Annotated in this window: 22 protein-coding genes and 1 tRNA gene; 20 read left to right on the forward strand and 3 right to left on the reverse strand. The window is 74.1% G+C overall.

Features of this window, described 5'->3' with window-relative positions; translation table 11 throughout:
• Positions 1 to 111 precede the first annotated feature (111 nt).
• From topA to LH044_RS13920, 6 genes are all read left to right on the forward strand, one after another.
• Positions 112 to 2,988, forward strand: coding sequence for a type I DNA topoisomerase (gene topA, locus LH044_RS13895; protein WP_227756182.1), 2,877 nt, complete (start codon positions 112 to 114; stop codon positions 2,986 to 2,988).
• Positions 2,981 to 4,972, forward strand: coding sequence for an MFS transporter (locus LH044_RS13900; protein WP_227756183.1), 1,992 nt, complete (start codon positions 2,981 to 2,983; stop codon positions 4,970 to 4,972). Before topA ends, LH044_RS13900 begins: the two co-directional genes overlap by 8 nt.
• Positions 4,969 to 5,619 carry a dTMP kinase gene (gene tmk, locus LH044_RS13905; protein ID WP_227756184.1) on the forward strand — a complete coding sequence of 217 codons (651 nt, stop codon included), beginning with the start codon at positions 4,969 to 4,971 and terminating at the stop codon, positions 5,617 to 5,619. The genes LH044_RS13900 and tmk overlap by 4 nt, the downstream gene beginning before the upstream one ends.
• Complete coding sequence (locus LH044_RS13910; protein WP_227756185.1) at positions 5,609 to 6,694, forward strand: DNA polymerase III delta subunit-related protein; 1,086 nt, start codon at positions 5,609 to 5,611, stop codon at positions 6,692 to 6,694. Before tmk ends, LH044_RS13910 begins: the two co-directional genes overlap by 11 nt.
• Positions 6,695 to 6,779: 85 nt before the next feature.
• Positions 6,780 to 8,942 carry an adenylate/guanylate cyclase domain-containing protein gene (locus LH044_RS13915; RefSeq protein WP_227756186.1) on the forward strand — a complete coding sequence of 721 codons (2,163 nt, stop codon included), beginning with the start codon at positions 6,780 to 6,782 and terminating at the stop codon, positions 8,940 to 8,942.
• Between the two features lie 80 nt (positions 8,943 to 9,022).
• A tRNA-Thr gene (locus LH044_RS13920) sits at positions 9,023 to 9,095 on the forward strand.
• Positions 9,096 to 9,162: 67 nt separating this feature from the next.
• Here the strand turns inward: LH044_RS13920 and LH044_RS13925 are convergent.
• Positions 9,163 to 9,489: a winged helix-turn-helix transcriptional regulator gene (locus tag LH044_RS13925; RefSeq protein WP_227756187.1), complete on the reverse strand. Its 327-nt coding sequence runs from the start codon at positions 9,487 to 9,489 to the stop codon at positions 9,163 to 9,165.
• 141 nt (positions 9,490 to 9,630) lie between these two features.
• On the opposite strand from LH044_RS13925, the gene LH044_RS13930 reads away from it, so the two are divergent.
• From LH044_RS13930 to LH044_RS13945, 4 genes are all read left to right on the forward strand, one after another.
• Positions 9,631 to 10,281 (forward strand): NADPH-dependent FMN reductase, encoded by a 651-nt coding sequence (locus tag LH044_RS13930; RefSeq protein ID WP_227756188.1) that lies wholly within the window; start codon positions 9,631 to 9,633, stop codon positions 10,279 to 10,281.
• Between the two features lie 139 nt (positions 10,282 to 10,420).
• A complete protein-coding gene (locus tag LH044_RS13935; RefSeq protein WP_227756189.1) occupies positions 10,421 to 10,783 on the forward strand; it encodes a YciI family protein in 363 nt (120 codons plus the stop codon).
• A complete protein-coding gene (locus LH044_RS13940; RefSeq protein ID WP_227756190.1) occupies positions 10,780 to 12,063 on the forward strand; it encodes an RNA polymerase sigma factor in 1,284 nt (427 codons plus the stop codon). Before LH044_RS13935 ends, LH044_RS13940 begins: the two co-directional genes overlap by 4 nt.
• A gap of 59 nt (positions 12,064 to 12,122) precedes the next feature.
• Positions 12,123 to 12,695, forward strand: coding sequence for a TIGR03086 family metal-binding protein (locus tag LH044_RS13945; protein WP_227756191.1), 573 nt, complete (start codon positions 12,123 to 12,125; stop codon positions 12,693 to 12,695).
• A 13-nt stretch (positions 12,696 to 12,708) separates the two neighbouring features.
• Here LH044_RS13945 and LH044_RS13950 read toward each other — a convergent pair whose 3' ends face one another.
• The gene (locus LH044_RS13950) at positions 12,709 to 13,479 is read right to left on the reverse strand and encodes an SDR family NAD(P)-dependent oxidoreductase (RefSeq protein ID WP_227756192.1); all 771 of its coding nucleotides are present in this window, start codon (positions 13,477 to 13,479) and stop codon (positions 12,709 to 12,711) included.
• A gap of 215 nt (positions 13,480 to 13,694) precedes the next feature.
• Here LH044_RS13950 and LH044_RS13955 point away from each other — a divergent pair, with 215 nt between their 5' ends.
• The 7 genes from LH044_RS13955 (at position 13,695) to hpt (ending at position 18,833) form a co-directional block, all read left to right on the forward strand.
• Positions 13,695 to 14,597, forward strand: a complete 903-nt coding sequence (locus LH044_RS13955; protein ID WP_227756193.1) for an acetyl-CoA C-acetyltransferase — start codon at positions 13,695 to 13,697, stop codon at positions 14,595 to 14,597.
• Between the two features lie 348 nt (positions 14,598 to 14,945).
• Positions 14,946 to 15,530 (forward strand): sigma-70 family RNA polymerase sigma factor, encoded by a 585-nt coding sequence (locus tag LH044_RS13960; protein WP_227756194.1) that lies wholly within the window; start codon positions 14,946 to 14,948, stop codon positions 15,528 to 15,530.
• 30 nt (positions 15,531 to 15,560) lie between these two features.
• Entirely contained in the window at positions 15,561 to 15,956 is a 396-nt protein-coding gene (gene rsrA, locus LH044_RS13965; protein ID WP_227756195.1) for a mycothiol system anti-sigma-R factor, read from the forward strand.
• Between the two features lie 10 nt (positions 15,957 to 15,966).
• The gene (locus LH044_RS13970; RefSeq protein ID WP_227756196.1) at positions 15,967 to 16,119 is read left to right on the forward strand and encodes a hypothetical protein; all 153 of its coding nucleotides are present in this window, start codon (positions 15,967 to 15,969) and stop codon (positions 16,117 to 16,119) included.
• Positions 16,120 to 16,184: 65 nt separating this feature from the next.
• Positions 16,185 to 17,249 (forward strand): Rv3626c family coenzyme F420 biosynthesis-associated protein, encoded by a 1,065-nt coding sequence (locus LH044_RS13975; protein WP_227756197.1) that lies wholly within the window; start codon positions 16,185 to 16,187, stop codon positions 17,247 to 17,249.
• Positions 17,250 to 17,292: 43 nt separating this feature from the next.
• Positions 17,293 to 18,246: a tRNA lysidine(34) synthetase TilS gene (gene tilS / locus LH044_RS13980; protein ID WP_227756198.1), complete on the forward strand. Its 954-nt coding sequence runs from the start codon at positions 17,293 to 17,295 to the stop codon at positions 18,244 to 18,246.
• An 11-nt stretch (positions 18,247 to 18,257) separates the two neighbouring features.
• Positions 18,258 to 18,833 carry a hypoxanthine phosphoribosyltransferase gene (gene hpt / locus LH044_RS13985; protein ID WP_227756199.1) on the forward strand — a complete coding sequence of 192 codons (576 nt, stop codon included), beginning with the start codon at positions 18,258 to 18,260 and terminating at the stop codon, positions 18,831 to 18,833.
• On the opposite strand, the gene LH044_RS13990 is transcribed toward hpt, so the two are convergent.
• On the reverse strand, positions 18,800 to 21,226 hold the full coding sequence (locus LH044_RS13990) for a lysylphosphatidylglycerol synthase domain-containing protein (protein WP_227756200.1): 2,427 nt from the start codon (positions 21,224 to 21,226) through the stop codon (positions 18,800 to 18,802). The genes hpt and LH044_RS13990 overlap by 34 nt on opposite strands.
• Positions 21,227 to 21,323: 97 nt before the next feature.
• Here LH044_RS13990 and ftsH point away from each other — a divergent pair, with 97 nt between their 5' ends.
• The 3 genes from ftsH to folP are packed head-to-tail and all read left to right on the forward strand — an operon-like array spanning position 21,324 to position 24,777.
• Entirely contained in the window at positions 21,324 to 23,231 is a 1,908-nt protein-coding gene (gene ftsH, locus LH044_RS13995) for an ATP-dependent zinc metalloprotease FtsH (RefSeq protein WP_227756201.1), read from the forward strand.
• Positions 23,228 to 23,863: a GTP cyclohydrolase I FolE gene (gene folE / locus LH044_RS14000; protein WP_227756202.1), complete on the forward strand. Its 636-nt coding sequence runs from the start codon at positions 23,228 to 23,230 to the stop codon at positions 23,861 to 23,863. The genes ftsH and folE overlap by 4 nt, the downstream gene beginning before the upstream one ends.
• Positions 23,860 to 24,777, forward strand: a complete 918-nt coding sequence (gene folP / locus LH044_RS14005) for a dihydropteroate synthase (RefSeq protein ID WP_227756203.1) — start codon at positions 23,860 to 23,862, stop codon at positions 24,775 to 24,777. The genes folE and folP overlap by 4 nt, the downstream gene beginning before the upstream one ends.
• Positions 24,778 to 24,820: the final 43 nt, after the last annotated feature.

Genomic DNA, 24,820 nt, shown 5'->3' on the forward strand with positions numbered 1-24,820 from the left:
GCACCCTAGACCCGGGGCGCCGCGGGCCCGCCCGGGAGGGGCCCTCCGGGGACGGGGCCCCGGTGGAGGGTGGTTGACAATCAGGCGGCCGGGAGTGTCTTGTACCGAGCCGTGGGCAGTCCCCTGGTCATCGTGGAGTCGCCGGCCAAGGCCCGGACCATCGCCGGGTACCTGGGCGACGACTACGTGGTCGAGTCGTCGATCGGACACATCCGGGACCTCCCGCGCAACGCCGCGGACGTCCCCAAGGAGTACAAGGGCCAGTCCTGGGCGCGCCTCGGCGTCGACACCGAGAACCACTTCAAGCCGCTGTACATCGTCTCGCCGGAGAAGAAGGACCACGTCCGGCACCTGAAGGCGATGCTGAAGGACGCCGACGAGCTCTACCTCGCGACCGATGAGGACCGGGAGGGGGAGGCGATCGCGTGGCACCTGCTCGAGGTGCTCAACCCGCGGGTGCCGGTCCGCCGGATGGTCTTCCACGAGATCACCCCCGAGGCGATCCGCCACGCGATCGAGAACCCGCGCGACCTCGACCGCCGGCTCGTCGACGCGCAGGAGACGCGCCGCATCCTCGACCGGCTGGTCGGCTACGAGGTCTCGCCGGTCCTCTGGAAGAAGGTCAACCGGGGCCTGTCGGCGGGCCGGGTCCAGTCGGTCGCGACCCGGGTGGTCGTCGAGCGGGAACGGGAGCGCATGGCGTTCCGGGCCGGGTCCTGGTGGGACCTGCAGGCGACGTTCCGCCACGTCGACGAGGAGAAGGACCAGACGCCGTTCCCGGCCACGCTCGTCGAGCTCGGCGGCCGCCGGCTCGCGACGGGCAAGGACTTCGCGCAGGACGGCCAGCTCACGCCGTCGGCCCGCGCCGCCGACGTCGTGCTGCTCGAGGAGGCGGCGGCCGGTGCGGTCAAGGACGCCCTCGCCGACCGGCCGGTGGCCGTGCGCTCCGTCGAGCGCAGGCCGTACACGCGCAAGCCGTCGCCGCCGTTCATGACCTCGACGCTCCAGCAGGAGGCGGGCCGCAAGCTCCGCATGTCGGCCTCGATGGCCATGTCGACCGCGCAGCGGCTCTACGAGAACGGCTACATCACCTACATGCGGACCGACTCGACGACGCTGTCGGACGCCGCGCTCGACGCCGCCCGCCGACAGATCCGGGAGAAGTACGGCGACGCCTACCTGCCCGACGCGCCCCGCCGCTACGCGAACAAGGTCAAGAACGCGCAGGAGGCCCACGAGGCGATCCGCCCCGCCGGCGATTCCTTCCGCACGCCCGACCAGGTGCGCGGCGAGCTGGCCAACGCCGAGTTCCGCCTCTACGAGATGATCTGGCAGCGCACGGTCGCGTCGCAGATGAACGACGCCCGCGGCGAGTCGGTGCAGGTCCGCCTCGGCACCACGACCGCGCCGGTCGCCGTGCCGGGCACCGAAGGTGCGCCGGCCGAGCAGCAGGCGGTCTTCGCCGCCTCGGGTCGCACGATCCTCTTCCCGGGCTACCTGCGGGCCTACGTCGAGGGCAGCGACGACCCCGATGCCGCGCTCGACGACCAGGAGCGGCTGCTCCCCGACATGGCCGAGGGCGACGCGGTCCGGGCCGACGAGCTCGACGTCGCCGGCCACGAGACGCAGCCCCCCGCCCGCTACACCGAGGCCTCGCTGGTCAAGCGGCTGGAGGAGCTGGGCGTGGGTCGGCCGTCGACCTACGCGTCGACGATCTCGACCATCCAGGACCGGGGCTACGTCTGGAAGAAGGGCTCGGCGCTGGTGCCGAGCTTCACCGCCTTCGCCGTGGTGACGCTGCTCGAGCAGCACTTCCCGACGCTGGTCGACTACGCGTTCACCGCCGCCATGGAGGAGGACCTCGACCGCATCGCGTCCGGGACCGAGGACATGGAGCCGTGGCTGACCCGCTTCTACTTCGGGGCCGCCGGCGCGCTGGCGGCCAACGGCGACGACGCACCGGTGCCGGCGTCGGCCAGCGGCGACGGCCTGGCGCTCAAGCGGCTGGTCGAGGACCTCGGCGACATCGACGCCCGGGCCGTGAACTCGATCCCGCTCGGCGCCGACGCCGACGGCGTCCCGATCGTCGCCCGGGTCGGCCGGTACGGGCCGTACCTCGAGCGCGGCGCCGGCGACGACGTCGAGCGGGCCTCGATCCCCGACGACACGCCGCCCGACGAGCTCACGCCCGAGCGCGCGGTCGAGCTGCTCGAGGCGCCCTCCGGCGACCGCGACCTCGGCACCCACCCGACGACCGGGCTCGTCGTGCACCTGAAGGCCGGCCGGTTCGGGCCGTACATCCAGGAGGGCGAGCACGACGACGAGACCGGGCTCAAGCCGCGCACCGCGTCGCTGTTCCAGTCGATGGACCCGGCGACGGTCACGCTCGAGCAGGTGCTGCCGCTGCTCGAGCTGCCCCGCGAGGTGGGGGCGGACCCGGCCGACGGCGCGGTCATCACGACCCAGAACGGCCGCTACGGCCCGTACCTCAAGAAGGGCAACGACTCGCGCTCGCTCGAGTCCGAGGAGCAGATCCTCACGCTCACCCTCGACGAGGCGCTGGCGATCCTCGCCCAGCCCAAGCGCCGGCGGGGCCAGGGCGCGCCGAAGCCGCCGCTGAAGGAGCTCGGCCCGGATCCCGACTCCGAGCGCCCGATCGTGGTGAAGGACGGTCGGTTCGGGCCCTACGTCACCGACGGCGAGACCAACGCCAGCCTGCGCAAGGGCGACTCGGTCGAGGAGCTGACGATGGACCGGGCGCTCGAGCTGCTGGCCGAGCGCCGCGCCCGCGGGCCGGCCAAGAAGAGCAAGAAGAAGGCGCCGGCGAAGAAGAAGGCGACCGCCAAGAAGAAGAGCGCGGCGAAGAAGAAGAGCCCCGCCAAGAAGAAGGCGACGGCGAAGAAGGCGACGGCGAAGAAGGCGGCCGCTGCGTCGGCCGACGACGGCGACAGCGCCGGATCAGCACCTCCGCCGGACGGCGGTGAGTGACCTGACCGCGCCAGGGGACCTCGTCCCCGGTGCCGACCCACCGGCCGGGTGGATCGAGCGGGTCTTCATCACCCGGCGCTTCTTCGCCCTCTTCAACGTCCAGGTCATCTCGGCGCTCGGCGACTGGGTCGGCTTCTTCGCCATCACCTCGCTCGCCGCGTCGATCTCGACCCAGCCCGAGGCGGCGATCGCGCTCGTCACGACGGCGCGGGTCGCGCCAGGGATCTTCCTGGCCCCGTTCATCGGCGTCATGGTCGACCGCTTCGACCGCAAGAAGATCATGGTCATCTCGGACATCGCCCGGGCGATCGTGTTCCTGTTCCTGCCGCTCGTGCAGACCGTCCCCGGCCTGATCGTCGCGAGCTTCATCCTCGAGATGTTCACGCTGGCGTGGTCGCCCGCCAAGGAGGCGACCGTTCCGGCGGTCGTGCCGGCGGACCGCCTGACCACCGCCAACTCCCTGGGCCTCGTGGCCGCCTACGCGACCATGCCGGTGGCCGGGCCGATCCAGTACGTGCTGAAGGTGCTGAACGACCACTTGGCCGAGATCAGCTTCCTCGGCTTCCTGGGGCTGAACCGCGAGCTGGGCGACACGCAGTCGCTGGCCTTCTACTTCGACTCGCTGTCGTTCCTGGCCTCCGCGCTGATCATCTCCCGGTTCGTCTACCGAGGCCTGCCGTCCACGTCCGCTGCGGCTCGCGACGCCCGCGCCGCGGCTGAGGCCGAGGCCGAGGCCGAGGCCAACGGCACCGCCAGCGCGTCGACGCTCGGCGAGGCCGAGGAGGACGAGCGGTCGAGCGTGCGTCGCGCCCTGGACGACATGCGGGAGGGCCTGCAGTTCATCGGCGCCAACCCGATCGTCCGGGGCGTGATCCTCGGCCTGGCGACCGGGCTGATCGGCGGGGCCATGCTGGTGCCGCTCGGCCCCACGTTCGCCCGGTTCGTCATCGGCAACGCCGACACCTTCCCCCTGTTCATCACGGCCCTCGGCCTGGGTGTGGCGACCGGCGTGGTCTCGTTGTCGGCGCTGCAGAAGCGCCTGCCCAAGGAGCAGGCGTTCCCGATCCTGGTGTTCGCCGGTGGCGTCTCGATGTTCTTCGGCGTGTCCATGTCGACGTTCTGGCTCGCCGCACTGGGGATCTTCGGTCTCGGGGCGTGCGCCGGAGCCGTGTACGTCCTGGGCTTCACGCTGCTCCAGGAGCACACCGACGACGAGCTGCGCGGCCGGATCTTCGCCACCATGCTCACCCTCGTCCGGGCCTGCGTGCTGATGGCGCTCGTGATCGGTCCCGTGCTCGCCACCGTGTTCAACGGGTTCGCCCGCTCCGCCACCGGCGACCAGGAGGGCGTGCCGGTGCTCGACCTCTTCGGGTTCGACCTGGCGATCCCGGGCGTGCGCCTCACGTTGTGGCTGGCCGCGCTCATCCTCTGCGCCGCCGGCGTGATCGCGAGCCGGTCGATGAAGGTCGGCCTGCGGGACCACCTGCGCGACGGCATCCGGCAGGCGATCGGACCGAGCGCCGAGGACCGGTCCCGGGGCAACCACCCCACCGCGCTCCTGCCCGGGTCCGACGGCAGCGTCGACGAGCCGACCGCGGAGCAGCCGCCGACCGCGGAGCAGCCGCCGACCGCGCCGGGCCCACCCGGGCCGTCCCCCGCCCCGCCGCCGTACGAGGGCGCGCCGGTGCCCCCGCCGCCAGGGCCGCCCACGGGGGTGCCGCCCACCGAGGTGCCGCCCGCAGCACCGGGCGAGGACCTCGCCGCCGAGGCCGCCGAGGTGATCGCCGAGGGGCTGGGCATCGACGCGCCGCTGCCGCCCGATGTGACCGGTGAGATCGCCCCGCTCGACATCCCCCACTTCCACCGGCGCGACGCTGGTCGGGGCGCCGCCGGCGCGCCGGGCCCCGACGGCGCAGCTCCCGACGGCGCCCGAGCCGACGAGGGCGCCGCTCGCGAGGACGACGGGAAGGACGCAGGACGATGAGCGGACGGTTCATCGTGTTCGAGGGCGGCGAGGGCTCGGGGAAGTCCACGCAGGCGGCGCGCCTGGCCGAGCACCTGGGCGCGCTCCTGACCCGCGAGCCCGGCGGCACCGCCCTCGGCGCCCGGCTCCGGGAGCTGCTCCTGGCGCCGCCCGAGGACGGGACCGACGACCACGGGGACGGGGGGCGGATGGCAGAGCGGGCCGAGGCGCTGCTGATGGCGGCCGACCGGGCCCAGCACGCCGCCGAGGTGCTCGCCCCCGCGCTGCGATCGGGCCGCGACGTCGTGTGCGATCGCTACATCCCGTCGACCGTCGCCTACCAGGGCGCGGGGCGGGGCCTCGATCCCGTCGAGCTGGCCCGCATCTCCGGGTGGGCGGTCGACGGCCTGCTGCCCGACGTCGTCGTGCTCCTGGAGGTGCCCGACGAGGTGGCCCTCGCGCGCACCGGCGGTGCCCGGGACCGCATCGAGGCCGCCGGCGCGGCGTTCCACCGCCGGGTGTCCGACAGCTTCCGCGCCCAGGCCGCGGCCGACCCCGACCGGTGGCTCGTCGTCGACGGCGACGGCAGCCCCGACGAGGTCGAGGCCCGCGTCCGTGCCGCGGTCGCGACCCGCTGGCCCGACGAGGTGGTCGACGGTGGCCGCTGACGCCCGGGTTCCCCCCGCCCCCGCCGTCCCCGACGACCTCTGGTCCGAGGTCGTCGGCCAGGAGGCCGCGGTCGCACAGCTCCGGGCTGCGGGCGCGGCGCCGGTGCACGCCTACCTGCTGGTGGGCCCCGAGGGCTCGGGCACGCGCGAGGCGGCCCGGGCCTTCGCCGCCGACCTGCTCGCCGACGGCCTCGACGACGAGGCCGCGGCGGTGGTGCGGCGCCAGGTGGCGTCGGAGGCGCACCCGTCCCTCACCGTCGTCGAGCGCGTCGGCGCGTCGATCACCGCGGAGCAGGTGCGTGGCGTCGTGGTGCGGGCGAACATGGCGCCGCCCGAGGGGGAGCGGCAGGTCGTCGTGCTCGTCGACTTCCACCTCGCGACGAACGTCGCGCCGATCCTCCTCAAGACGCTCGAGGAGCCGCCGGCGTCGACCGTGTTCGTCGTCCTCGCCGAGGAGCTGCCGGCCGAGATGGAGACGATCGCCTCCCGCTGCGTGCGGGTGCCCTTCGCCGCCGTGGCGGAGTCGGCGATCCTCGACCGGCTGATCGCCGAGGGCGTGGACCCCGACGCCGCCCGCACCGCGGCCGAGGGCGCCGGCGGGTCGATGACCCAGGCGCGACTGCTCGGCCGCGACCCCAACGCCTCGGCCCGCCGCGAGCGGTGGTACTCGGTCCCCGGGCGGTTGGACGGCACGGGCGCGACGGCCGCCGCGCTCGTCGACGAGGTGCTCGCCGCCACCGACGAGCTGGCCGTCCCGCTCACCGAGCGCCAGGCGGCGGAGCTGGCCGACTTCGACGAGCGGGCCGAGCTCGTGGGCGGTCGGGTGGCGGGGGAGCGCAAGGCGCTGGTGGACCGCCACAAGCGCGAGCAGCGACGGGTGCGGACCGCGGACCTCCGCAGCGGCCTCGCCGCCCTGGTGGCGCGCTACCGGGATGCGCTCGTCGACGGCGGCGACCCCGAGCAGTTCCTCGCCGCCGCGGATGCCGTCCAGGAGCTGGCCGACGCGCTCGTCTACAACCCCAACGAGACCGTGCAGCTGCAGGCACTGTTCGTCGGGCTCCCGCCGTTGCGCTGACCGACGGTCCGTCCGCCGCCGGGTGCCCAGGGTCACCGGGAACCCCGAGTGCTCCTGCGGGTGAGGGGTCAGTACCATCCGTGGCATGCGCACCACTGCCACGGTGGCCGTGCTGTTCTGTGACGTCGTCGGATCCACCGAGCGGCTCACGCGGTTGGGAGACGAAGCCGGCGATCAGTTCCGACGTGAGCTCTTCGGCGCGCTCCGGCACGCGGTGCGGGAGAACGACGGCACCGAGGTGAAGCACCTCGGCGACGGGCTGATGGTGGTGTTCGAGCGCAGCTCGATCGACGCGATCGAGTGCGCGGCCGCGATGCACGAGGCGGCACGGGCCGTGGACCCCGACGACCCGGTGCACCTGCGCATCGGCGTCAGCATCGGAGAGGTCGCGCACGAGGACGACGACTGGTTCGGCACCCCGGTGGTCGAGGCCGCCCGGCTGTGCGCCGCGGCCGGCACCGACCGGACCTGGGCCCCGGCCCTCCTGGAGTCGATCATCGGCTCCCGCGGGCGCTCCCACCACTTCCGCCCGATCGGTCCGATGTCGCTCAAGGGCCTGCCACCCGGCATGCAGGTCGTCGAGATCGACGGGCCCGAGGCCCCCGACGACGAGCTGGTCCCGCCGACCTGGCACGCACCCGAGCCCGCCCTCGCCGCCACCGGACGTGGTCGCCGGCGGTGGGTGAACCTCGTCGCGGGGCTCGCCGTCATGGCGACCATCGCCGTCATCGCCACGGTGGTCGTCGCCGCCGGCGACGACGGCGACTCCGCCGGCGGCGATGCGAAGGACCTGCGGACGCCGAGCAAGCCGGCCTCCGACGTGGTGAGCGCGCCCGTCGGCTACACGCCCAAGCTGGTCGCCGCCCCGTGCTCGCCGACCACGCTCGAGTCGGTGCCGACCGCCACGTGCAGCGAGCTGGTCGTCCCCGAGTCCCGCGCCGACCCCGACGGCCGCAAGCTCCGGCTCCCGGTGACGACGGTCGCCGGACCGAACGGGTCGGAGGTGGACCCGATCGTGGTGCTCGACGTCAACGAGGGCGCTGCGACATCGCTCGCCGAGAGCGCGGACGTCCACCTGCTGAGCCTCCGCGGGTTCCACACCGCGGCGCAGGGCGCCGGTGGTGACCTGCCCGCCCACGACGGCACCGATCCGGTGTTGAGCTGCCCCGAGGTGCAGGCCGCGTGGTCGGCGTCGTTCGCCGAGCGCGCGGACGACGAAGGCGCGATCTCGACGAGGGCCGACGCCGCCGGCGCCTGCGCCGACCGACTGCGCGCCCAGGGCGTCCACCTCGAGGGCTACTCCTGGGTCGAGGCCGCCGCCGACATCCGTGACCTGGTGTGGGCGTCGGAGCTCGACCGCGTCAACGTCGCGGCGGGCGGTCTGACCACGGTGGCGGCCGTGGCCTACGCCCGGACAAACCCCGGCTCGGTCCGCTCGCTGATCCTGACCAACCCGACGCCGCCGGGCGAGTCGGTGCTCGAGGACCCGACCCTGTCGCTGTCCCGCTCCTTCGACGCGATCCAGGAGCTGTGCGACGCCGACGAGGACTGCAAGGCCGAGTACGGCGACCTCGCCGGGCTCTACAAGGCCCGCTACGACCGGCTGCAGGCGAGCCCGGTGACCGTCTCCACGACGTCGCTCAGCGGGGTCGGCCCCTTCACCGTGCTGCTCGACGGCCGCCGCTACGCCGCCGCGCTCGAGTCCGCGATGCGCGAGTCGGCGCGGCTGCCGCAGGTCCCGAGCGGCGTCGTCGTCGCCAGCGACGAGCTCACCGCGGCGGCGGGGATCGCCGAGGACGTCAGCTTCTTCGCCGGCCCGTCGCTGACGGGCGCGTTCCTCTCGCTCACCTGCAGCTACGACGCTCGCACGAACCGGACCGCCGAGGTGTCCGACGTCGCGCTCCCGCAGTTCGCCGGGGCGAACGAGCCGAGCTTCGGCCGCATGTGCGAGCGCTGGGGCGTGCCCAACGAGTTCGAGCGGCTGTCGCGCCCGCTCGACGTCGACGTCCCCGTGCTGCTCGCCGTCGGCGGGCTCTCCGCCGCCGGCGCGAACGGCTGGGCCGACTCGATGGCGGACGGCATCGACCGGTCCACGGTCGTCGAGGTGCCGACGATGAGCGAGGACCTGGCGTTCTCACCGCCCCGGTGCCTCCGGGAGCTGCGCGCCGAGTTCCTGCTCGACCCCGGCGCCGACCTGGACGCCCGCGCCTGTCTCGACGCGGACCCGATCGACTTCGTCGTCGGCTGAGCGGCCCGCTCGGATCCGGTTGCCGCCCGGGCTCGGGCGCCCGGTAAGCTCGCTCGTCCACGCGCTGCGGCCCGTGGCCTGCCCAGGTAGCTCAGACGGCAGAGCAGCTCACTCGTAATGAGCAGGTCAGGAGTTCGATTCTCCTCCTGGGCTCGGTTCGGGACCCCCGCTCCGGTGGGGGTCCTGCCGCGTCCGGGGCCCTGCCGCCCGGGACGATCGCTCAGCGGTCCTCAGCGAGGTGGTCCTCGGCCCAGGCCGCCAGCGCGTCGAGGGCGGGCTCGAGCGCCTTGCCGCGCTCGGTGAGCCGGTACTCGACGCCGACGGGCGGTCCCGGCAGGACGTGGCGCTCGACGAGCCCGACGTCGCCCAGCTCGTTCAGCCGCTCCGTCAGCATGCGCTCGCTCACGCCGTCGATGGTCCGGGCCAGCTCCGAGAACCGGGCGGGGCCCTCCATCAGCGCACCGAGGACCAGCCCGGTCCACCGCTTGCCCAGCAGGTCGAACACGGGCTCGAGGCGGTTGCACGCGCCGTGCGCCTGGTCGTCCACCGCCCCAGCCTAGATGCCGACGTACGCCAGTGACTGTTGCTTCCTATTCGTAAGTCACTATCATTTCCTCTGTCGGGGTCGACGGGATCACGCCCCGCCTCCCGACGACCGCCCCCCGACCCGATCAGAGAGGGACCCGCCATGTCCGACCGCCACCGCCTGCTCGTCATCGTCGGGACCACCCGGCCCGACCGCGCCGCCGAGCACCTCATCCCCTGGGTCATGCGCCGCACCGGCGAGGACGACCGCTTCGACGCCGAGCTGGTCGACCTCCGCGACTGGCCGCTCCCGATGTTCCAGGAGACGATCGAGACCGTCGGCGACTTCAACGACCCCACGTACTCGGAGCCGATCGTCCGGGAGTGGAACCGCAAGATCGCCGAGGGCGACGCGTTCATCTTCATCACCGCCGAGTACAACCACAGCGTCCCCGGTGCGCTGAAGAACGCGATCGACAACGTGTTCGTGAGCTTCGCCCTCCGGAACAAGCCGGCGGCCTTCATCGGTTACAGCGGCGGCCCGATCGCCGGCGCCCGCGCCGTCGAGCACCTGGCCCACATCGCGATCGAGGCGGAGATGGCGCCGCTGCGCAACACGGTCCTCATCGGTGGGGTGCACCAGGCGTTCGGCGACGACGACGAGCCGGTCGACCCGCTGACCGACGCCGCCCTGTCGATCACGCTCGACGACCTGGCCTGGTGGGCCGACGCGCTCGCGCCCGCCCGTGCGGCCGGCCAGCTGCCGCCGGGCACGTTCCGGATGCGGGCGGCGATGGCCGCCGCCGGCGCCTGAGGCGAGGGCCCGAGCGACGCCGGGCGGCCCCCTCCGACGGCGTGCGGACCTTTTTCCGACAGCATGTCGAGGATCCGGGGCCGGCTCCGACCCCTGGGTGACGGCGCCGAGCGGCGTCGTGACGGACAGGAGGTCCCCCATGAAGTACATGCTGCTCATCTACGGCAACGAGGAGATCTGGAGCTCGTACGACGAGGCCACGTTCAAGCAGGTGGTGGCCGACACCGAGGCGCAGCACGCCGCCCTGACCGCGTCGGGCGAGTTCGTCGGCGCCTGGGGCGTCGGCGACCAGTCCGTCGCCAAGACGGTGACGGTCGCCGGCGGCGAGCGGGTCGTCACCGACGGCCCGTACATCGAGACCAAGGAGTACCTCGCCAGCTTCGACATCGTCGACGTCGAGAGCGAGGAGCGGGCGCTCGAGATCGCGGCGGAGGTGCCGTTCGCCAAGGTGGGCCGGGTCGAGGTCCGGCCGCTGCTCCACGAGAGCGACTCCAACACGTGAACCCCCCGGAGCGCCCCCTCCGGGCCCCCGGTCGCAGCGAGGACCGCTGGCGCGAGCTCGCGCCGGCGGTCCTCGCGACGCTGGTGCGGCGAACGGGGCAGTTCGACCTGGCCGAGGACGCGGTGCAGGAGGCGGTGCTGGCGGCGTCGGTCCAGTGGCCCCGCGACGGCGAGCCCGACGATCCCCGCGCCTGGCTCACGACCGTGGCGGCCCGCCGGCTGACCGACCGGATCCGCAGCGACTCGGCCCGCCGCCACCGTGAGGAGCTCGACGCCGCCCGCCACATCGAGGCCGACCTGGCGGAACCGGAGCGGGTCGCGCTCGACGGGGCGACCGACCGCGACGACACGCTCGAGGTCCTGCTCCTGTGCTGCCACCCGGCGCTGTCGAGCGCGTCGCAGCTGGCCCTGACGCTGCGGGCGGTCGGCGGCCTGACCACCGCCGAGATCGCCCGGGCCTTCCTGGTGCCGGAGGCGACGATGGCCCAGCGGATCAGCCGGGCCAAGCAGCGCATCCGCACCGAGGGGTCGACCTTCCCGTCGCCCGGCGAGGACCTGGCGGCCCGGCTCGCGGTCGTGTCGCGGGTGCTGTACCTGATGTTCAACGAGGGCTACTCGGCGAGCTCGGGCGCCGAGCTGCAGCGCGCCGACCTGACGGCGGAGGCGATCCGCACCACGCGGCACCTGCACGCCGTCCTGCCCGAGGACCGGGAGGTCGCGGGTCTGCTCGCCCTGATGCTCCTGACCGAGGCCCGCCGTGCGGCCCGCGTGGACGACGACGGCTGGCTGGTCCCGCTCGACGAGCAGGACCGCGGCCGCTGGGACGCCGAGCTGATCGCCGAGGGCGTCGGGCTGGTCACGACCGCGCTGGCCGCCGGGCCGCCCGGGCCGTACCAGGTGCAGGCCGCGATCGCGGCGGTGCACGACGAGGCCCCGAGCGCCGAGGCGACGGACTGGCAGCAGGTCGCCGCGCTCTACGAGGTCCTCGAGCGGCTCGACCCGAACCCGGTGGTGACCCTCAACCGGGCGGTCGCGGTCGCCGAGGTCGACGGGCCTGCGGCGGGGCTGGCGATCGTCGACGCCCTCGAGGCCGACGGGCGGCTCACCGGCCACCACCGGCTGGCCGTCGTGCGCGGGCACCTGCTCGCCCTGCTGGGCGACCTCGACGGGGCCGTCTCGGCCTACCGGGCCGCCGCGGGGTCGGCCACGAGCCTGGTCGAGCGCCGGCACCTCGAGCTGCAGGCGATCCGGCTGCGCGACCGGGGCGCTGCCGGCCGATGATGCACGCGGGGCCGGTCCGTCAGCACGCCTGACGGCCGACCCGACCCGAGGAGCCCCGCGTGATCGACCTCCGACCCGCCGCGAGCCGCATGGTGGCCGTGATCGACGCCCTGGACGACCGGCAGCTCTGCGACCCCACCCCGTGCGCCGCCACGTCGGTCGGCGACCTCGTCGTCCACGTGGACCAGGTGGCGCAGGGCGCGGTGGCGCTGGCCGCTCGCGACGAGGACGGCATGCGGGCGGCCGGGGCGATCGTGGCGGACGGGTCCCGGCTCGGGCCGCGGTGGCGGGCCGAGGTCCGCGACGACCTCGACGCCGCGGCCGAGGCCTGGACCCGTCCCGCGGCGTGGGCGCCCGGGGCGGCCGTGCCGGGCTCGGACCTGGACGCCGCGACCTGGGGGCGGATCACGCTGACCGAGCTGGTGGTGCACGGCTGGGACCTGGCGGTCGCGACCGGTCAGCCGTTCGACGTGCCGGAGCCGACGCTGCAGGCCTGCTGGGACCACGTCCGGGTCTTCGTGCCCGACGCGCCCTTCCCGGGCCTCTGGGGCCCGCCCGTCGAGGTGCCCGCCGGCGCGCCCCTCCTCGATCGGCTCCTCGCCACGACCGGCCGCGACCCCGCCCGCTGGTGACCCCGGCGCTCCCTCAGTGCGTCGTCATGCCGCCGTCGACCACGAGCGTCTGGCCGGTCATGAAGCTCGAGGCGTCGCTGGCCAGGAACAGCGCGGCGGGGACCATCTCCTCGGGCTCGGCCATCCGCTTGATGACCTGCGAGTCCACGGCGAGCTGCTGGAAGGCCTCGTCGGTGTTCAGGACCATGTCGGTGCGGACCGTGCCCGGTGCCAGCCCGTTGGCCCGGATCCCGTCGCCCGCCAGCTCCGCCGCCATCGCCCGGGTCATGGCCTGGAGCGCCGACTTCGCCGACACGTAGAGCGAGACGTACTCGCCCCGGGTGAAGATCCCGGCGGTCAGCACGTTGACGATCGCCGCGTGGTCGCTGGCTCGGAGGTGCGGCAGCGCCTCCTGCACCAGGAACAACGGGCCTCTCAGGTTGACGTCGTGCGACTTCGCCAGAGCCTCGGGGGTGATGGAGCCGATCGGCATCGCCAGCGGGTTCGCCGCGTTGTTGACCACGACGTCGACGCCGCCGAACTCGTCGACCGTCCGCGCCACCAGGGACCGCACGGCATCGAGGTCGCCCATGTGCGTGGCCACGGCGACCGCGGTGCCGCCCGCCGCCCGCACGGCGGCGGCGGCCTCCTCGCACGCGTCGGCCTTCCGGCTCGCCACCACGACCCGGGCGCCGACGGCCGCGAAGCCCTCGGCCACCGCCCGGCCGATGCCGCGGCTGCCGCCGGTCACGATCGCCACCCTCCCCGTGAGGTCGAAGGTCTGCAGCAGCTCGTCCCTGTTCACCTGTGCTCGCTCCCGTCTCGCGTGCCCATGGCCGTCGTCGCGCGACGGGCCGGCCGACCGCCGAGCGGGTGCGACGGACGCCGTCCCGGCGTCCCGGCGGAGCGGGTGAACGACCGTGGCCCCCGGCAGTCATGCCCAGTTTGCTTGTCCGTGAGGTCGCCGTCTGCGATCCTGTGGGCCAACCCATTGGCTGGGGCGATGCGAGGGAGCGAGCGGTGAAGCTGAAGATCGATGGAGGGAAGGCGGCGCGCGCGTCCGGAGCGCGCTCCCATCGGCGATCGCGGGGAGCGCTGTCGCTCGCCGTGTGCGGTCTGGCGCTGGTCGCCGTCGCCGTGTTCGGCACCGGCACCGCCGGCGCCCAGGAGGGCGACGAGACGCCGACCGAGGACACCACCCTCGACACGACCCCGGCACCTCTCGCGGAGGTCGAGCCGCTGGTCGACGCCGGTGCGATCATCACGATCACCCAGGAGCCGCTCGTCGTCGACGGCGCCTGCAACCCGCTGGCGCAGAGCCAGCTCACCTACACCACCGAGTCGACCGACGAGGTCTTCGAGCTGGTGATCACGAGCGCCACGAACCCCTGCTCGCCGATCGCCGCCGCGGCCGTCGCCTACGCGATGCCCCCGGGCGCCTCGCCCGCCGGTGGCCAGTGGCCGCAGACCCTGTCGGAGCGCAAGGACTTCACGATCACCCAGGCGTCGGTCACCACGGTGACGTTCGCCAAGGAGTGCGCGGCGCTCCAGTTCGACGTGATCACCGGTGAGAGCCCGCAGACGATCTCGCCGACCGGTCCCTGGCACGGCCCGCTGCTGTTCGTGGGCGACACGAACACCTCGCAGCAGTACTTCCCGCCGGTCGAGCAGTGCGGTGGCACCACCACGACCACCTCGACCGTCCCGGTGACCGTCCTGCCCGCCACGACGCTGCCGCAGGTCGCCACCAACGTCGTGACGCCCGACGCCACGGTCGCCGACACCTCGGCCACCAACGGCGGCGAGGGCGCGGCGCTGGCCCTGACCGGCTCCGCCTCGGGCGGCCTGGCGCTGCTCGGCGGCGCGCTGCTCCTCGCCGGTGCGGCGATGTTCGCCGTGAGCCGCCGCTCCCGGGAGGACTGAGACGCCGCTCACCCGGGGGGCCATCCCGCCCCGGGAGCGTCCAACTGACCGGAACTGGGCCGTTCGCCCTGGTTGACTGGAGGCACCGACCACGTCACCGTGGTCGGTGCCTCTCCATTTCTCGGGGCTCACAACGGAGGACGGCCATGAGCAGCACAACGGAGTGCCGCCACTGCCGGGGCCTGTGCGCAGGTGCAGCGACCCGGTGCCAGGTGTGTGGCAAGTGGATCCGCAGCCAGGACTACTACGCGACGGGATCCCGTCCTCGATCGACCGGCTGAGCGGCCGCCGCGGCCGCCCGGGACCCCTGCTGACACCGTCACAGGCGTGCCCTACGGTGGGCGGTCCATGGCGGATCAGGCCACCTTCGCCGACCAGGTCGAACCCTTCGTCGACCAGCTCTACGCCGCCGCGCTCCGGATGACCCGGAACCCGGCCGACGCGGAGGACCTGCTCCAGGAGACGTTCGTCCGCGCCTACCGCGGGTTCCCGAACTTCACCGAGGGCACGAACCTCCGGGCCTGGCTGTACCGCATCCTGACCAACACGTTCATCAACACGTACCGGGCCAAGCAGCGCCGGCCCGAGCAGACCGAGCTCGACGAGGTCGAGGACCTGTACCTCTACCGCCGCCTGGGCGGGCTCGAAGCGGCCACGCTCGGCCGCAGCGCCGAGGACGAGCTGATGGACATGTTCACCGAGGACGACGTCAAGGAGGCGCTCGACGCCCTGCCGGAGCAGTTCCGCATGGCCGTGCTGCTGGCCGACGTCGAAGGGTTCTCCTACAAGGAGATCGCCGACATCATGGACATCCCGATCGGCACGGTGATGAGCCGCCTCCACCGGGGAAGAAAGGCGCTCCAACGGTCGTTGCACCAGTTCGCCGTCGATCGGGGGCTCGCTGACCGGGACCCGGTCGTCGTCGAGCCGTAGGATCCGATCGAGCACGAACCAACGACCACCATGTCCTCCACCCCTGCGCCCAGCTCCTCCGGTGAGCCCGACCTCCCGGACGTCGCGTCGGACGCGGCCCACGCCGGCCACGACCACGAGCGCCACGACCACGAGAGGGTGACGGACTGCGACGAGGCCGTCGCCGAGCTCTACGCCTTCCTCGACGGCGAGCTCGACGCCGCGGTCCTGGTCCAGGTCGAGACCCACCTCCGCCGCTGCTCCCCCTGCCTGGAGGCCTTCGACTTCGAGGCCGACCTGCGCCGGGTCATCGCGGCCAAGTGCACCGAGCAGGTCCCGCCCGACATCAAGGCCCGCTTCTGCGGGATGCTCCGCGAGCTCGGCAGCTCGGACGGCGCCACCGACGACCCGGGCGCCGGTGTGCCCGCGCCGGCCGACGGCTCCTAGAGTGGGCGCCATGCAGGTTGCATCGGTCCTGGCGAACTCGCCCGTGTGGCACTACTGGCTGGCGGTGCCGATCGCGCTCGGCGCCGTCGTCGTCGTGATCGCGACCGTGCTCGGCTACTTCCTGAAGGTCACCTCCACCCGCTACCCGAGCGACGAGGGCTGACCGCCCGCCGGCGCCCGTCCGCGCTGCGGTCACGTCGTCGAGCTGGGTCGGACAGGAGCGCTGCGGTGGGAACGTCGATCGACTGGGCCCTCGCAGAGCGGGTGGCCGCCCGCATCGCCGGTGAGGAGCCGTTCGCCGCGTCGTACCACGCCGACGGCATGGCGGCGGAGTTCGAGGAGCTGACGGCCGTCGCCCAACCGAGGGTCGAGGCCGAGACCGGCTTCACCTCGCAGGCCGGCGCCGCCCGGGCCCGCGTGGTCGACCGGCTCGACTGGGTGCGGGCCAACCTGGCCAGCTACCAGCGCATGCTGCGCCCGGTGCTGTCGCGCCTCGAGGAGCTCGACGGGCCGGCGGCGACGGTGTCGGGCAAGGTCGCCGGCGCCGAGCTCGGTGCCCTGCTCGGCTGGATGTCGACGAGGGTCCTCGGCCAGTACGACCTGCTCGTGCTCGAGGAGGAGGACCCCGAGGACCAGGACCTCGTCTACTACGTCGGCCCGAACATCCTGGCGCTCGAGAAGCGCCAGTCGTTCCCGCCGCGCGAGTTCCGGCTCTGGGTCGCGCTCCACGAGGTCACCCACCGCACGCAGTTCACCGGCGTCCCGTGGCTACGGCCCTACTTCCTCGGGCTCGTCGAGCACCTGGTCGAGGAGACCGACACCGACCCGGGCCGCCTCTTCACCGCCGTCGGCCGCATCGCCGAGGGCGTGCGGACCCGCACGAACCCGCTCGACGACGGCGGCATCGCCGCCCTGTTCGCGACGCCCGACCAGCGCGTGACGATGGACAAGGTCGGCGGCCTGATGAGCCTGCTCGAGGGCCACGGCGACGTGGTGATGGACCGGGCCGCGCTCGACCTCGTGCCGTCGGCGCCCCGCTTCGCCCGGGTGCTGCGGGCCCGCCGCCAGGAGATGAACCTGGCCGCCAAGCTGCTGCAGCGGCTGATCGGGCTCGAGGCCAAGCTCGCCCAGTACCAGCAGGGCGAGGCGTTCATCGCCGCGGTCGAGGACGTCGGCGGCCCGGGCCTGCTGAACCGGGCGTTCGAGCGGCCGGAGATGCTGCCATCGATGGCCGAGATCCGGGAGCCCTCGGCGTGGCTGCGGCGGGTGGCACCCGAGGCGTCGGCCGCCTGAGCCCGGGCTGGGTCCGCCCGTGCCCCCCACCGACGAGCGTGCCGTGACGGATCCGCCGCCGCCCGCGCCGATCGACCCGCTCGCCCTGCGCGACGACGCGGCCGTGGCCGCGCTGCTGGCGCGCTGCACGTTCCCCGCCCTGGGCTCGGCGGTGACGCTCGCCGTGTCGGGTGGCCCCGACTCGTCGGCCCTGCTGGTGCTCGCCGTCGCCGCGGGACTCGACGTCACGGCCGTGCACGTGGACCACGGGCTGCGGCCGGGCTCGGCCGCCGAGGCCGACGTGGTCGCCGCGCTCGCCCGACGGCTGGGCGCGTCGTCGCGATCGGTCGCGGCGCCCGTCGAGCCGGGCGCGGACCTCGAGGCCCGGGCCCGGGCCGCCCGCCACCGTGCGGTCGGTCCCGACGCGCTGTTCGGCCACACCGCGGACGACCAGGCCGAGACGGTGCTGCTGCGGCTCCTGCGCGGCACCGGCCCGGCGGGGCTGGCGGCCATGGCGCCGGCACGCCACCCGCTCCTCGGCCTGCGTCGGTCCGAGACGACGGCGCTGTGCGCCGGGTTGGGCATCGACCCGATCCAGGACCCGACGAACGCGTCGCCGGTCCACACGCGCAACCGGGTCCGCCACGAGGTGCTCCCCCTGCTCGACGACGTCGCCGGCCGAGACGTCGTCCCGCTGCTGTGCCGGCTCGCGGACCTGGCGGGCGAGCAGGCCGCCCTGCTCGACCTGCTCGCGCTGGACCTCGACCCCACCGACGCGCGCTCGCTGGCGGTGGCCGCGCCGCCGGTCGCGGCCGCGGCGGTCCGCCGGTGGTGGGCCGAGGTGACCGGCATCGGCCTCCCTCCCGACGCGGCGGCGGTGGCGCGGGTGATCCACGTGGCCTCGGGCGCGGCGGTCGGCTGCGACGTCGTCGGCGGCTGGCGCGTGCGCCGGAGCGCCGGCCGCCTCCGCCTGGTCGGCCCGGTCGGCCCGGACGGGCCCCCACCGGGGGAGGGCTAGGGTCGGCGGCCATGGACCCGGCGGTGCCCACCTCGTTCGACGATGATCCGGCGATCGGCCGGGTGCTGCTCTCCGAGGAGCAGCTGACCCGGCGCATCGAGGAGCTCGGCGCCCAGCTCACCCAGGACTACGCGGGCCGGCCGCCGCTGCTCGTGTGCGTGCTCCGCGGTGCGTACGTCTTCCTCACCGACCTGGCCCGCAGCATCGACCTGCCGGTGCAGATCGACTTCATCGCCGTGTCGTCCTACGGGGCCACGACGCGCACGTCGGGCGTCGTCCGGCTGGTCAAGGACCTCGAGGTCGACCTGACCGACCGAGACGTGATCCTGGTCGAGGACATCGTCGACACCGGCCTGACCCTGCGGTACCTGCGCCGGAGCCTCGAGGCCAGGGGTCCGGCGAGCCTCGAGGTGTGCGCGCTGCTCGCCCGCGAGTCCGCGGACCTCGAGGGCCTCGGCGTCCGCTACGTCGGCTTCACGATCCCCAACGACTTCGTGATCGGCTACGGGCTCGACGTCGCCGAGCGCTACCGCAACCTGCGGTACCTGGCGGTCTACGACCCCGACGCCGCGGCCGAGCCGAGCTGACCGTTCCGGCGCAGCCAGCGCAGCGCCACGAACCCCGCGACGAGCGGGATCCAGAACGAGACCAGCCGGAACAGCGCGACGGCCGGCACCGCCACCGCCGCCCGCTCGCCGAACACGACGAGCCCGCCCACCAGGCCCGCCTCGACGACGCCCGCGCCGCCCGGGATCGGGAGGAAGGCGGCGACGAGCATCACGGCCAGCGCGACGAGCGCGACGGACGGAGGGTCGAGCGCGCCGCCCATCGTGCGCACCGCGGCGACGAGGCACCCCACCGTCGCGAGCGGGACGAACACGGAGCCGAGGATCAGCTGCGCGAGCCGGGTCGGGTGGCCGGTGAGGGCGCGGAACCCGTGGACCCACTGCCGGACGGGCGGCACGACGCTGCGGGCGATCGACCGGCGCGCCCAGGGCAGCAGCGCGGTGGCGGCGAGCAGGAGGACCGCCACGACCACCAGCGCGACGACGCCCACGGTGACGTCGTCGGACTCGACGTCGATCGAGCCGTCGCGGCCCGACAGGCGGATCGCCAGGTAGAGCATCGCCACCTGGGCGACGACGCGGCCGACGACGGCCACGCCGACGGAGCCGAGCGCACTCGACGTGTCGATGCCGTTGGCGCGCAGGAACTGGACGCGGGTGGCGACGCTGCCGGTGTGGAACGGCGCGACGGCGTCGGTCGCCGTCGCCGCGAGCCGCGACAGGACGACGTGGCGGAGGCTGATCCAGTCCCGTAGCGAGCCGACGAACGCGGCGGTCGAGGCCGCCATCACGGCCAGGGCGGCGAACACCGTCCAGCCCAGCTGGTCCCACTGCGCCACGCCGGCGAGCGGCTCGTCGCGGGTGACGCCGTACGCGATCCCGGCCATGGTCGCGACCGCCAGCCCGAACAGCGCGACGGCGGGCCACACCGAGCGGGGCACCGTGCCGTGGTAGTCGGGCTCGGGGATGTGCGCCCGATCCTCGACCGCGACCCGCAGCGGCTCCAGCAGCTCCGACTCCTTCAGCGCGGCGCGCGTCGCCCCGCCGAGCGCATAGGGCTGCAGTCGCAGGTAGGCCCGGGCGAGCCCGTGGGGGCCCACGGCGCGCTCCGCCGCGTCGACCGAGCGCTGCACCCCGACGACCGGGGCGGTCGAACCGATCAGCTCGGCGAGGTCGGTCGCCAGCAGCAGCGGTGAGGCCGCCAGCTCGGCGAAGCCGAAGTCGATGAGGTACAGGCGCCCGTCGGAGGCCGAGAAGATGTTCGCCAGGCGCAGGTCCCGGTGCGCGATGCCGTGGTCCTGGAGGTCGACCACCTGGCGCCACACCTCGTCGAGCAGCTCGTCGGTCACCTCGTCGTCGGGCACCCGGTCGAGCGAGTCGCCGTCGATCGCCACGAAGGCCAGCAACATGGCGTCGTTGCCGATGTCGGACACGGTCAGCAGCTCGGGGGTCGGGATGCCGGCCGCCGTCGCCCGCAGCGAGAGGAGCGCCTCGTGCTCCACCGTGCGACGCAGCGACGACGTCGGGCGCTCGTCGCCGGTGTTGCGCAGGAAGAGGGCCCGGAACATGCGGAACATGAGGTCCGCCGAGCGGTTGTCCTGGTTCAGGACCTTGACGAACACCTTCCGCCCGTCGGTCGTCGACCCGAGCCACGGCGTCGAGCCCCGGGCGTCGACGGCGGCCGGGGCGATGTCGGCGATCTGGATGCCCGACCGTGCAAGGCCGTCGATCAGCTCCTGGCGGTCGGGGGCGGTGTCGGGCGTGCCGAACAGCAGCGCGACCGCTGCCCCGCACACCACACCCAGTCCGAGGTCGGTCACCCATGCCACCGCCGGGACGTCGGAGAAGCCGAGGGTGGTGAGGAAGCTGATCCCGATCGTCCAGGTGGCGAGCCGCCGGGTGGACGGGGGCAGGTACGGGATGCCGACGACGAACGCGGCGACGAAGCCGGCGAGCAGGGGGTCGTTCACCGCGCCCTGGGCGTCGACGTACGCCTTCGGGAACAGCGACGGCGGCTGAGTCGTGAGCATTCCGACCACGACCTCGCTGAGCACGAACGCGCTGAACGCCGCGAGGTTGACCACGCCCCACAGGCGGAAGCGCCGGTAGCGCAGCAGCTGCACGTTCACCACGATCGGCACGAGGAGCAACGTCAGCCCGACGATGACCGTGGGGATGGCCCGGATCCACGCCGGCAGCACGTGGGTGAGCTGCTCCCAGTCGCGGTTCAGCGCCGCCATCGTGTTGGCGAACCGCCACGTGATGAACATGCCGAGGGCCGTGATCGCCAGGCCGACGAGCAGCCGCAGCACCGACGTGGGGGAGCGCACCATCCGCCGCTCCGCCGGGGCGGCCGCGGTCGTCGTGTGCTGCACCGCTGTCGCGGGCACCGTGGGAGCGGTCGTGTCGGCCATGTGCGCGGCGACGACCGGGGCGACCCCGGTCGATCCGGGCCGATGCTAACGGCGCGCCGGTGTGACACGGCGGGTCTCCTCAGTAGCCTGACGCCCGGTGACCGCTCCCGAGCCGCCCTCGTCGGCACCGCCCCCGGAGCCCGGGCCGGCGGCCGGACCGACCCCGCCGTCCCCGCCGGGCCGACGAGCCGGCTCGTCGCGGCGCTGGCCCGGCACGACCACGACCCGGATCGCGGCCGTCGTCGTCGTGGTCGCGGCGGTCGGTGCGCTCGTGTGGGGCTTCGTCAGCCGCCCCGAACCGCCGGAGGAGCTGCGCCTGGACCAGTTCCAGGACCGCCTGGCCGACGACGAGGTGCGGACGGCGACGATCGTGAACTCGTCGTCGACCGTCGAGGGCGAGCTCACCGACGGCACCCGCTACCGCACGGTCTTCCCCGAGGCGTACGGCGAGCGACTGACCCAGGAGCTGCTGGACCGCGACGTCGAGGCCGAGGCCGACAACTCCGACGGCAGCATCTGGTCCGACATCGTCTTCGGGCTGCTCCCGACGTTCCTGATCGTCGGCGTGTTCGTGTGGTTCGTCCTGCAGATGCAGCGAGGCGGCCGGGCGATGAAGTTCGGCCGGGCCCGCACCTCCGAGGGCGACCGGGCCGGTGCGGTGACCTTCGCCGACGTGGCCGGCGCCGACGAGGCCGTCACCGAGCTGCGCGAGGTCGTCGAGTTCCTCCGTGACCCCGAGCGCTTCCTGCGCCTGGGCGCCCGCATCCCCAAGGGCGTCCTGCTCGTCGGGCCGCCGGGCACCGGCAAGACGCTGCTCGCCCGGGCGGTGGCCGGCGAGGCCGGCGTGCCGTTCCTCAGCCTGTCGGGCTCGGACTTCGTCGAGATGTTCGTCGGCGTCGGCGCGAGCCGGGTGCGGGACCTCTTCCGGCAGGCTGCGGCCCAGGCGCCGGCCATCGTGTTCGTCGACGAGATCGACGCCGTCGGCCGCCACCGCGGGGCGGGCGTCGGCGGGGGTCACGACGAGCGGGAGCAGACGCTCAACCAGCTGCTCGTCGAGATGGACGGGTTCGCCCAGACCGACGGCGTCGTGCTGATCGCCGCGACCAACCGGCCCGACATCCTCGACCCGGCGCTGCTGCGCCCCGGCCGGTTCGACCGCCAGGTGGTCGTGGACGCGCCCGACGTGGCGGGGCGCACCGCCGTCCTCGAGGTCCACCTCCGCGGCAAGCCCACCGCCGACGACCTCGACGTCGCCGTGCTGGCCCGCCGGACCCCGGGGTTCTCCGGCGCGGATCTGGCGAACCTCGTCAACGAGGGCGCGCTGCTCGCCGCCCGCCGGGGCTCGGACCGGGTGACGGCGTCGGACCTGGCCGCCGCGGTCGACCGCGTGCTCGCCGGGCCCGAGCGCAGCCGGATCCTCTCGCCCGAGGAGCGCCGGGTCGTCGCGGTGCACGAGTCGGGCCACGCGATCGTGAGCCACCTGCTCCCCCACGCGGACGACGTGCACAAGGTCTCGATCGTCGCCCGCGGCGCCGCGCTCGGCTACACGGTGCTGCTGCCCGAGCAGGACCGGCACCTGCACAGCCGGGCGCAGCTGTCGGACCAGCTCGCCGTGGCGCTCGCCGGCCGCGCCGCCGAGGAGGCCGTCTTCGGCGAGCTCACGACCGGTGCCGCCGACGACATCGACCGCGCCACGCGCCTGGCCCGGGCGATGGTCACCGAGTACGGCATGAGCGACAAGCTCGGCCCACGCCGCTTCGTCGCGCGCGACGGCGAGCCGTTCCTGGGCCTCGACGCCGGTCGGTCGGCCGATCACGGCGACGAGGTGGCGGCGCGGGTCGACGAGGAGGTGTCGCGGCTGCTCGATGAAGCGCACGAGCGGGCGCGCCGTATCCTCGAAGCGCACCGCCCCGGGCTGGACCTCCTGGCCGCGACCCTGCTCGAGCAGGAGACGGTGGCGGACGACGAGCTGGTGGCCATCCTGGCCGCCGTTGGAGCACCATGACCACCCTCGACGACCTCAACTCCATCGACCCCGAGCCGGGCACGCCGCTCGCCAGCGCGGTCGACCAGGACCGAGTGGCCAAGGCCGTGCGGGAGATCCTCGAGGCGATCGGCGAGGACCCCGACCGCGACGGCCTTCACGACACGCCGGCCCGGGTGGCCCGCATGTACGCCGAGACCTGTGCCGGCCTCCACGAGGAGCCGGCCCGCCACCTCAAGGTCACCTTCGACGCCGGCCACGACGAGATGATCATGGTGCGCGACATCCCGCTGTACTCGCTGTGCGAGCACCACCTCGTGCCGTTCTCCGGCTTCGCCCACGTCGCCTACATCCCGAACGTCGACGGCCGCGTGACCGGCCTGTCGAAGGTCGCCCGGCTCGTCGACGGCTACGCCCGTCGCCCGCAGGTCCAGGAGCGGCTCACCACCCAGGTCGCCGACGCGATCGAGGCGACGCTCCAGCCGCGGGGCGTGCTGGTCGTGATCGAGGCCGAGCACCTCTGCATGGCCATGCGCGGCATCCGCACCCCCGGCACCTCGACGGTGACCTCCGCGGTGCGGGGCGTGTTCCGCGACGACGTCTCGGCCCGCATGGAGGCCATGCAGTTCGTCGAATCGGGCCGCCGCCGTTGAACCCGCCCGGCCGGCCGGACGGCGAGCCGCTCTCGTCCCGCAGCGCAGTCCGGCCGCTCGTGATGGGCGTGCTCAACGTCACGCCCGACTCGTTCTCCGACGGCGGGCTGCACGACGCACCCGGCGTCGCGGTCGAGCGGGTCGCGACGATGGTCGCCGAGGGCGCCGACGTGATCGACGTCGGCGGCGAGTCGACGCGACCGGGCGCGGCCCCGGTCGACCCCGCCGGCGAGCAGGCGCGCGTGCTCCCGGTGCTCGAGGCCATCGCCGGCCCCTGCCGGGACGCCGGGGTGCGGATCTCGGTCGACACCCGCAACGAGTCGACCGCCCGCGCCGCGGCGGCGCTCGGCGCCACCCTCCTCAACGACGTCAGCGCGTCGCTCTGGCCGGTGGCCGCGGACCTCGGCGTGGGCTGGGTGGCCATGCACATGCTCGGCGACCCCAGGACGATGCAGGCGTCCCCCCGCTACGACGACGTCGTCGCCGACGTGGGCTCGTTCCTGCGGGCGCGGGTCGCCGACGCCCGCGCCGCCGGGGTCGAGGAGGTCTGGGTCGACCCCGGGATCGGGTTCGGCAAGACGACGGCGCACAACCTCGCCCTGCTCGGCCGCCTCGATGAGCTGGTGGCCGACGGCACACCGGTCGTGGTCGGGACGAGCCGCAAGCGGTCGCTCGGCCTGCTGCTCGCCCGCTCGGACGCCGGGATGGCGCCGCACCCGGGTCCCCCGGGCGGCTCGGCGGCCTTCGAGGGGCCCGGGCCGGTGCCCGTCGAGGACCGTCTGGCCGGTTCGCTGAGCACCGCGACGTGGGCCATGATCCTCGGGGCGCGCATGGTGCGGGTCCATGATGTCGGGGCGACGGTGCAGGCCGTCGCCGTCGCCGCAGCGGCGGGTGCCGCTCGTGCGGCATCCTGAGAGCAGCGGATCGTCCGCGTCGCCCCCGGGCGGCCGTGCACCA

It is taken from the genome of Dermatobacter hominis, assembly GCF_020715685.1.
Classification (GTDB): domain Bacteria; phylum Actinomycetota; class Acidimicrobiia; order Acidimicrobiales; family Microtrichaceae; genus Dermatobacter; species Dermatobacter hominis.